The 8784-nt window shown below is 55.5% G+C and carries 5 protein-coding genes; 4 read left to right on the top strand and 1 reads right to left on the bottom strand.

Annotation, left to right across the window (positions count from 1 at the left end):
* Nucleotides 1–2888: alkaline phosphatase family protein (locus ACXRVY_RS03550; RefSeq protein ID WP_458237027.1), on the top strand; the 2888-nt coding region annotated here is incomplete at its 5' end.
* Between the two features lie 597 nt (nucleotides 2889–3485).
* Here ACXRVY_RS03550 and ACXRVY_RS03545 read toward each other — a convergent pair.
* Nucleotides 3486–3995 (bottom strand): BRO-N domain-containing protein, encoded by a 510-nt coding sequence (locus ACXRVY_RS03545; protein ID WP_457266323.1) that lies wholly within the window; start codon nucleotides 3993–3995, stop codon nucleotides 3486–3488.
* A gap of 604 nt (nucleotides 3996–4599) precedes the next feature.
* On the opposite strand from ACXRVY_RS03545, the gene dcm reads away from it, so the two are divergent.
* The 3 genes from dcm (at nucleotide 4600) to ACXRVY_RS03530 (ending at nucleotide 8257) form a co-directional block, all read left to right on the top strand.
* Nucleotides 4600–6030 (top strand): DNA (cytosine-5-)-methyltransferase, encoded by a 1431-nt coding sequence (dcm, locus tag ACXRVY_RS03540; protein ID WP_458237026.1) that lies wholly within the window; start codon nucleotides 4600–4602, stop codon nucleotides 6028–6030.
* Between the two features lie 58 nt (nucleotides 6031–6088).
* Nucleotides 6089–6571: a very short patch repair endonuclease gene (locus tag ACXRVY_RS03535; RefSeq protein ID WP_409078356.1), complete on the top strand. Its 483-nt coding sequence runs from the start codon at nucleotides 6089–6091 to the stop codon at nucleotides 6569–6571.
* Between the two features lie 351 nt (nucleotides 6572–6922).
* Nucleotides 6923–8257 carry a type II restriction endonuclease gene (locus ACXRVY_RS03530; protein WP_458237025.1) on the top strand — a complete coding sequence of 445 codons (1335 nt, stop codon included), beginning with the start codon at nucleotides 6923–6925 and terminating at the stop codon, nucleotides 8255–8257.
* Nucleotides 8258–8784 lie beyond the last annotated feature (527 nt).

The following is an 8784-nucleotide window of genomic DNA, read 5'->3' as shown; positions in this document are numbered from 1 at the left end:
GCACGGTACTGGCCGGCATCAAAAGCCTGATCGCGCAGTTCGGCGGCGAGAGTATTTTTTCGCTGCTGCGCAACAACGGCCATGACGCACGCATTTATTCCGATGGCGCCGTTCCGCTGGCGGCGCTGGTCAAGGGTGGTTTGCAGCACCTGAGCATCGACGATTTCAAATCAGACGTCGCCGGTAACAAGCTCCCTGAGCTGTCCTGGATCGAGCCGAGCTATGGCCTGCTCAACGGCAAGCTCGGGCCTAACGTGTCGCACCATCCACCTGAAGACCTGCGCTTCGGTGATCAGTTTGTCGGTGAGGTGTTCAACGCCTTGTCGGCCAATACCGCTGTCTGGAACAAAACCCTGTTCGTGCTGCTGTACGACGAACATGGCGGCTTCCATGACCACGTAGTGCCGCCGACTTGCGTGGCGACCGGTTCAACGGTCGATGTGCCCTGGAAGAATCCCTTCACCCGTCTCGGTGTTCGTGTACCGGCGATCCTGGCTTCGCCGTGGCTCAAGCCGGGGTTGATCCCCTGGACAGGCAATGTCCAGGCGCAGCACTACGATCACACCAGCCTGCTGGCCTTTCTTTGCGATCACTTCAAGTTGCCGCGCAGTGCCCTCGGCCCACGGGTGGTCGCCGCGCAGCACTTCGGCAATGCGCCCATCTGGCGCACTGCACCGGGCGTATCGGCTGCGCCAAAGTTGACGGCCACCGTGGTGCCAAGTCGCGCCGGGTTGCCCTTGATCGAGTCCGAACTGGCGACCCAGAGTCGACAGGTGGTGGACAGCGCCACCGGTTACCTCGACGGCCTCGATCCAGAGCAGATCTGGAAGAGCAGCGCCCAATGGGTCAGCGGTTTTCTCGGCAACCGCAGCCGCGCCTTGGCCGATCCCGGTCAGGCCGCGCTCACACCGGCCGCGCCCAGTGCGGACAGCCTGGAGGCAAAACTGCGGCGCCTGCAGGATTTGATGGTCACCGCTCAAGGGCAAACGGCTCCTCCGGCTGCGGCGCCGGCCAGCAAAGCCTTGGTCGAGCCGGGAGCGGAGATCGCGCCAACACGGCTGCGCGTCCTGTGTCTGCCCGGTGTGGGGTTCACGCCGGCCAGCCAAGGGCAGGGCGGCATCGATGGGAACTGGCAGGAACAATGGCGCACCTTGATCCGCACTCAACTGGCGCAGAACGGTCGCCTCGTCGATGACCAGGACATCGACTTTCTGACTTTCGATGAGCAACTCAAGGAAGGACCGGACTTCGCCCAGATCACCCGAGGCCTGGCGATGCTGAGGGCCGACGCCAGGGGCAAGGCCGATGAGAACTTCGGCAGTTGGGGACTGCCGGTCAACCAGATGCTGCGCACCACGGTGGGCGCCCTCGTGCAATGGATCGAAGACGCCGAGTTGCGCACAGAGTTGACTCAACATCTGCTGGCGAAGATCGAGGCATTCAATCCGCAGATCATCTTCGCCCAAGGCCTGGGCAGCCTGATCGGCTACGACGCCCTGCGCCGGTCGGTGGCGAAAAAAGGTTCGGCACTCAAGCGCATCGATGGCCGAGTGTTCGTCAGCTTCGGCTCACCGATCGCACTGCCGCTGGTGATGCGCGAAGTGTGGGGCGGGCGGGTCCTGCGCCTGAGTGAAAACGGCCGAGGCATCCGCCGCTGGTTCCACCTGCACAACCCTGACGATGGCTTGTTGACCCGGCCAATCACCTCGCCGGATTCCGCGCGGGTCGACCTGCAAACCGAATTCAGCGTGCCATTGCGCGATGACCTGCTCGACCTAAACCACGCCGCCCAGGCCTACCTGTCGTCAGCCACCAGCCAGACCGGCCTGTGGCCGCAACTGGCCCGCGACGTGGTGGCAGCGCAGACGCTGGAGGTGCCAGCGTTCCTGTCCCGCAGCGGCCAACGCAAACGCCGCGCCTTGGTGGTCGGCATCAACGATTACCCCGACCCGAGCGCACGCCTCGACGGCTGCATCAACGACACCTACCTGATCAGCCGCATGCTCCAGGAAAGCGGTTATGACGCAGGCGACATCCGTTTGCTGCACGACGCCCGAGCGACCCGGGCCAACTTCGTCGAACGCCTCGAATGGCTGGTGGAAGGCGCCCGCGCCGGCGACGAGCGCGTGCTGTTCTACTCCGGCCACGGCACCCAACTGCCGGTCTACAGCAGCAGCGGCGAAGCCGACTGCATGGACGAAACCCTGGTGCTCCACGACTTCGACTGGGACGACGAAAGCACCCACTTCACCGACAAACTGTTCCGCCAGTTCTACAGCCACCTGCCCTTCGACCCGGACGGCCACGGCGCCAAACTCACCGTCATGTTCGACTGCTGCTACGCCGGCGGCATGACCCGCGGCAACGGCCGCGTGCGCGGCATCACCCCACCCAGCGACATCCGCCACCGCATGCTGCGCTGGGACCCCTACGCCGGCGACTGGGACCGCCGCGTCTACGCCGTCGACACCGACCGCCGCGACTTCAGCGAACAAGACAACAAAACCCGCGACCTCACCCGCACCCGCACCACCCAAGGCGCCGCCACGGGCCTTCGCCCCGAGAAAAAAGCCCAACTGCTACGCCAAGGCAAACTCTACGGCCACCACGGCCCCTACATGCCCCTGATGCTCTACGCCGCGCGGGAAAACGAAAAAGCCAGCGAATATGTGGCGGGCTCCAACCACTACGGCGCCTTCACCTACGCCCTGGTTGAGCAACTGCGCAAATTGCATCAGGAGGATGCGACGTTGGGGTTTGATCAGTTGATTGAGCGGGTGGGGAGTGTGTTGAGCGCCAGGTCGTTGGGGCAGACGCCGGAGATTGTTGGGCCGAGTGGGGTTAGGGCGGCGGTGTGTCCTTGGCGGATTAGTGGGTTGGGGAGGTGAGGTTTTAGCTTTGTTGCAGGCAACGAAAAGGGCCGCAGGAAAATTCTACGGCCCTGATAACACCGACGTTCCCGAGCCAGCTGCTGAGCCCCTGTGGGAGCGAGCTTGCTCGCGATTCGCAAGATCAACGCAGCAACCAAGCCAGCCACCAACCTTGTGGCGAGGGGGCTTGCCCCCGTTGGGCTGCGAAGCGGCCGTAAATACTGCAACTCAGGTGCATCAGACAAACCGAATTCTGCGAATTGACGATTGCTGCGCAGTCGAACTGGGGTAAGCGGATTTCAACAAGGCCCTCGATGATCTAATCGATGGATTTGAGGACCGTCTTTGAGGCGCTTGCTGAATTGATGTTTCCCAAACCGACGCAGATCCCCTGTGGGAGCGAGCTTGCTCGCGATTCGTAAGATCAACGCAGCAACCAAGCCAGCCACCAACCTTGTGGCGAGGGGGCTTGCCCCCGTTGGGCTGCGAAGCGGCCCTAAATGCTGCAACTTGGAAGCATCAGGCAATCCGAATTGTGCGGATTGACGATTTGCACTCAGAACAAAAAATCCGCTGCCTGTAATTCAGGCAGCGGATTTTTGTAAGGGTGAACAATCAGTACCCACGCATCACTCGTGAAGCCTTCCGCCACCACGATTCACGCCGATTGAAAGGATCATCCGCCAACACGCACGGCATATCTCGCAACCGAATCCAGGGTTCATTCTGCCAGTGCAGCATGCCGAGCGACATTTGAGGCCAGTCCAGCACACTCAGCGTTGGCCGCTCCACCATTCGCGACGGCCGCGCATCACGCAGGGCAGGCACCACCTGATGAGTCAGCCACTCTCGCAGAAATCGATTCTCAGGGCAGTAGTGATAAATCAACAACGCATACACACCTGACTCGCTCACCATCAAACTCTCTTTAGCGGAGCCATAGAGGTCAACGAGCATCATTTGCCTCTGGTCTGCATCGAGCTTGCGCGTCATGCGCTCATCAAGGTGTTTACCCATCAGCCGTCCGAGATCATGTGCGCAGAACCAAGCCTGGTTCTCCAAAAGAAGGGCATGCAGCTGGACGTTGTGACGAGTGAAAACGGTAGGGGAGAGTGATTCAGGCATGGCGGGCCTCCTGAAACGGAAGCGCGTGGTCGGATCTGTGGGTACGGCGATGCACCTTCATCGTGAAGGTCGGATAGTCAGGCATTTCCTTTACCTCTGGCTGCTTTCTTAGGGCATTCGTTAAGGGTGTCGGGAGCTAAGAAACCCACCAGAGACGGGCCGGACATATTCCCCTTTCGGGTCTTGTATTCGCCCACTCCCGACATAACGGGACTTTTCGCAGACGTAGAGAAACCGCAGGCGAAAAAAAGCCGCATGACTGTCGGGTGCGGAGGACCGCTCTGGTTTGTAGAGTTTCTTAGGCTCTGAGACGGGAGGTTAGGAGGAATGCGGGGGAGGGTCAAGTCATGGGCTGAGTGGGGTAGGCCATACCGAGCTATTAGCCCCATCACCAATCTAATGATGCGGTTGCCTCGACAAAATTTCGAGTCGGCATATACTGTGTTTATATACAGCTAATCCTGTGTACTAGGTCACATTTATTTCGTTCCCACCATGTGGCTGTCATTTCGTGATTTAGCGAAATGATAAATTTACATTGGCTGCGCAAGGGATAGAATAGTGATCATTCGTCACAGATTTGACCCAGAGGAAAGCAGGGCTCATGAACCTTTTTGAAACCGCATTTACACAAGCCGACGAGACGAGCCCGCATTCATTTCAGCCAGATCCTCATCCGGCTCAAGACCTGGCACTTCTGTACAAACTGCTTGAGATCTACGACCAAGGCCAACTGGCCGAAAAGCTCAGTGAGATTGGTTCGCCTCACTGTCGCGAAACGGTCAACCGCTGGGTGAAGKGTAAAGCGTCTCCGAAGCTGACCCACGCTGAGTACACTCATCTGGAGTCTCTACTTCCTAAGCGGTTGAACCATAAACCTTCTTTTACATTCATTGATCTGTTCGCAGGGATCGGAGGCATTCGAAAGGGATTTGAAGCAATTGGTGGTGAGTGCCTATTCACTTCCGAGTGGAACAAATACGCCGTTAAAACCTACAAGGCGAATCACTACTGTGATCCTGATCGGCACAGCTTCAATCTGGATATCCGCTCGGTAACTCTGTCCGACAAACCAGAGGTAAGTGAAGACGAAGCCTATTTGAACATTGATCGCAAAATCCCGGATCATGACGTATTGCTTGCCGGCTTCCCTTGCCAGCCGTTTTCGTTAGCTGGTGTCTCCAAGAAAAACTCGCTAGGCCGTAAACACGGCTTTGAGTGCGAAACCCAGGGCACCCTCTTTTTTGACGTGGCACGGATCATTGCCGCTAAACGTCCAGCTGCTTTCCTGCTGGAGAACGTGAAAAATCTCAAGAGTCATGACAAAGGCAACACATTCAGAATCATCTGCCAAGCGCTTGATGAGCTTGGGTATGAGGTTGCAGACGTAAATGCCCCGAAGGGGACAGATCCGAAAGTTATCGATGCCAAACATTTCCTTCCCCAGCACCGTGAGCGGATTGTGCTGGTGGGCTTCCGCCGCGATTTGAATGTTCACCAAGGCTTCACCCTGAGTGAAATCAGCAAACTCATTCCGAAGCAAAAACCGACGTTTGGCGATTTGCTAGATAAAGAAGTAGATAGTAAATACATCCTGACGCCAAAGCTCTGGGATTACCTGTACCGCTATGCTGCGAAGCATCGTGAGAAAGGTAATGGCTTCGGTTTTGGGTTGACTCGGTCTGATGATGTGGCGCGTACACTGTCAGCTAGGTATCACAAGGACGGCTCTGAAATCCTTGTTGACCGAGGCTTTGTCGAAACTCTGGACTTCAATAGCGAATTGAACCAGATTAATCGACCTCGTCGATTGACGCCTCACGAGTGTTCACGCTTGATGGGATTTGATAAGCCTGGTGAGAGCTCCTTCATTATTCCGGTTTCTGATACACAGGCTTATCGTCAGTTTGGCAACTCTGTTGCCGTACCCGTTTTCGAGGCGGTAGCTCGATTGATGAAGGACCGTATCCTGAAAGCGAAAGAGAAAATGGCCGACACTGGGCAGCCCCAGCTGGAGTTCGCCCTTCCAGCCTGATGAGGTAGCCGCGTCGGCCTTTATTCRGGAGCGCCCAGCGCTCCGTTATGGAGGTTATTTGACTGATGTAGTGGATTTAGCTACACGCTCAAGAATGATGGCTGGGATTCAGGGTAAAAACACCAAGCCTGAACTTCTAATCCGCAAAGCCCTGCATGCACGGGGCTTTCGCTTCCGTTTACATGTCAAAGACCTTCCCGGTAAGCCTGATCTGGTGTTACCGAAATACCATGCACTTGTCTTCATCCATGGCTGTTTTTGGCATGGGCATGCATGCAGGTACTTTAAGGTTCCCCAAACTCGTCCTGAGTTCTGGTTAGAGAAAATCGGAAAAAATAAGGCTCGGGACAGCCTTCAGGAAGGTGCCCTTAAAGCAATGGGCTGGAGGGTACTTATCGTGTGGGAATGTGCTGTACGGTCGATGAAAAAAGAAAAGTCCCCATTGCTTGTTGACCTGATAGCGAGCTGGCTGATAAATGGATCGGAATATTTCCAGATCGATGAAGATGCGTTGGAACTAGGATGCAGGTCTTCACACTAGGGAGAGTTGATTGTGGCTCATTGGCAGTTCCGTCCGCTAAATCCGAACGAAATTTCGGGGGCAAGCATTTCCGACGACAACTTCGCAGACGAAGAGCGCACCAGTGTTGAAATCCGTGTCCGTGAAACTCTCCAGAACCCATTGGATGCGCGAAGCAGAGATTCGCTTGATCGATTTTCTCTGACGAATGGGGCAGAGACTTTCTAGCCAGCGAACTGATCGAAACCGATGAGCAACCTGCCAAGATGACGTTTCTTGTGATCTAGGATTTCGGAGCGATTGGTCTGGAAAGGGGCTACACAGACTCCTCGTGTGAAGGCTCGTCCCCAATATCAGAAATAAGGAATAACAATGGGCTTCCATCCGGAATGGAATGATATTTCCACTTTGATCAATCAAAGTGAGAGTCTCTTCATCAAAAAACTGTCACGCAATGACACATCTTGGGCAGATAGTCCAAAGAATGGGCATCAGAATGGCTTTTTTATCCCTCGTCCTGTTGCAGAGTCTGATTTCTTTCCAAAACTGAAGAACTCCAACCCGGACAAACCGCACATTTACGATGTCGAATATCCAACGTTCTGGCCAGCCTCTGGCGAGATAAAGACATCGATGATCAAATATTTTTCGATGCKCAATCCAACCAATAAAGAGAAAGCAAAGCCAAGGTACGAGTGGCAGCACACGGGTATACCCAAGGAGCAATTCCAGTTGCTTTCTCCAGCCTCGCTGCTCGTTATCGGAAAACTCAAACAAGATAGGTTTGGTTCCAGATATTGGTTCATCGTCGTCGATTCGGTAAGCGAAGAAGCGGAAATTATCGAGACCGCATTCGAGCTGGATGCCGATTTCCACTACGGCCTGTTCGATCCTGCTTCGCTTGCTGAGCCTGCTTCCGAAACGGATCAGCTCATTGCAGAGCTGTCGCAGGCGCTCAAGGATGGAACCTTGGAGCAATTCATTAAGCAGCAGACTCTTCCATCTCCGGAGATGCTGGCAGGAAAAGCGCAGAGCAAATGGCTTAATGAGAAGGGTTTCTGCGACATGAATCCATTCTCCCTCTCCCAGCCTGGTGACGCGGTCATGCGTATCAGCAGGGACATTGAATATTCCATCTACAAGCAGGCAGAACTTCGCTTTCGTGCAGCTCAAGTCGCCCGAATTCTCCTCCAGGGGGGAGGCGATCCTGTTGGCAATCTTGTTCGGGCATTCTCTGAGCTCGATTCGATATTCCTCAGCGCGGCGCAAACCAGAAAGAGCAGAGCTGGGCTTTCGTTTGAGCATCATGTAGCAAGGCTATTCAAGGATGGTCGAATTCGTCACGAAGCGCAGGCTGTCTTCGGTGGCCGGCGCCCGGATTTCGTTTTACCGGACGTCAAGGAGCTCAATATGAAGGGAGATGCGGTTATTGTTTCCTTGAAGACAACCCTGCGCGAACGATGGAAGCAGTTGGCCTTAGAGAAGCCGCTTGGAGCAATTTTTCTCGCTACGGTTGATGACCGGGTGTCGGGTGAGGCGATTGATGAAATGGATAGGAATTCGATTTCGTTGGTTGTGCCGGAGTCTTTAAAGAAAGCTAAAGAATCAGCTTACGATAGCTACGAAAACGTCATCACTTTCAGACAGTTTTTCGATAATGAGGTGAGATTGAAGCGCCCTTCATTGATCCTTCCGCTGTGCCCCTGACTAGCTCATTGGTCCAGGGGGTTGCCTCAACTCCTGCCTACCACCGCTGCCGACTTGGATGACGTTGGTCGGCGCAAAAAAATGAGCGAAGACCTGTTTTTCCGTTGTTCTATTGCCCTGCGGTTATTTCTCACTAGCCCAGCTTGGCAGCAGTTCTTTACTACACTCTCCTTGGCCTCACGCAGCCAGCCGTGCTTCATCGGATCCTCGAATTGATTCAATGGTGTCGAATGGCTCATTTAGTCTCAGTTGAGAACGGCCTGTAAATGAGCAGCTGAGTGTTGGCTAGTAGCAGGAGGCACTATTTGAGCGCCTCGCTCCTTAAAGGATGCTTGAGAAAGTMAGGGGCGGCAGATGCGGTATTTCGAAGGGGATGTGTTACATGAAGCTGCCCCGACGTGGGTAGAAGCAGTGCTCAGTCTGGGTTATAGGTGGCGCCAGAGCTGCAATGACACTCGTCGGATCGGGCTGTTGTCGATGCCGTGCGGGTCGGAGGTAGCTGGTCTCGTCGCGTTGGGCGCACTGCG

Source organism: Pseudomonas sp. P5_A2_2 (assembly GCF_054177685.1).
This window is presented reverse-complemented; position numbering and strand designations above follow the sequence as displayed.

Bases quoted from the DNA above. Each gene is read 5' to 3' on its own strand.
- ACXRVY_RS03545 (WP_457266323.1), bottom strand. From the start codon at position 3,995: ATGCCTGAATCACTCTCCCCTACCGTTTTCACTCGTCACAACGTCCAG.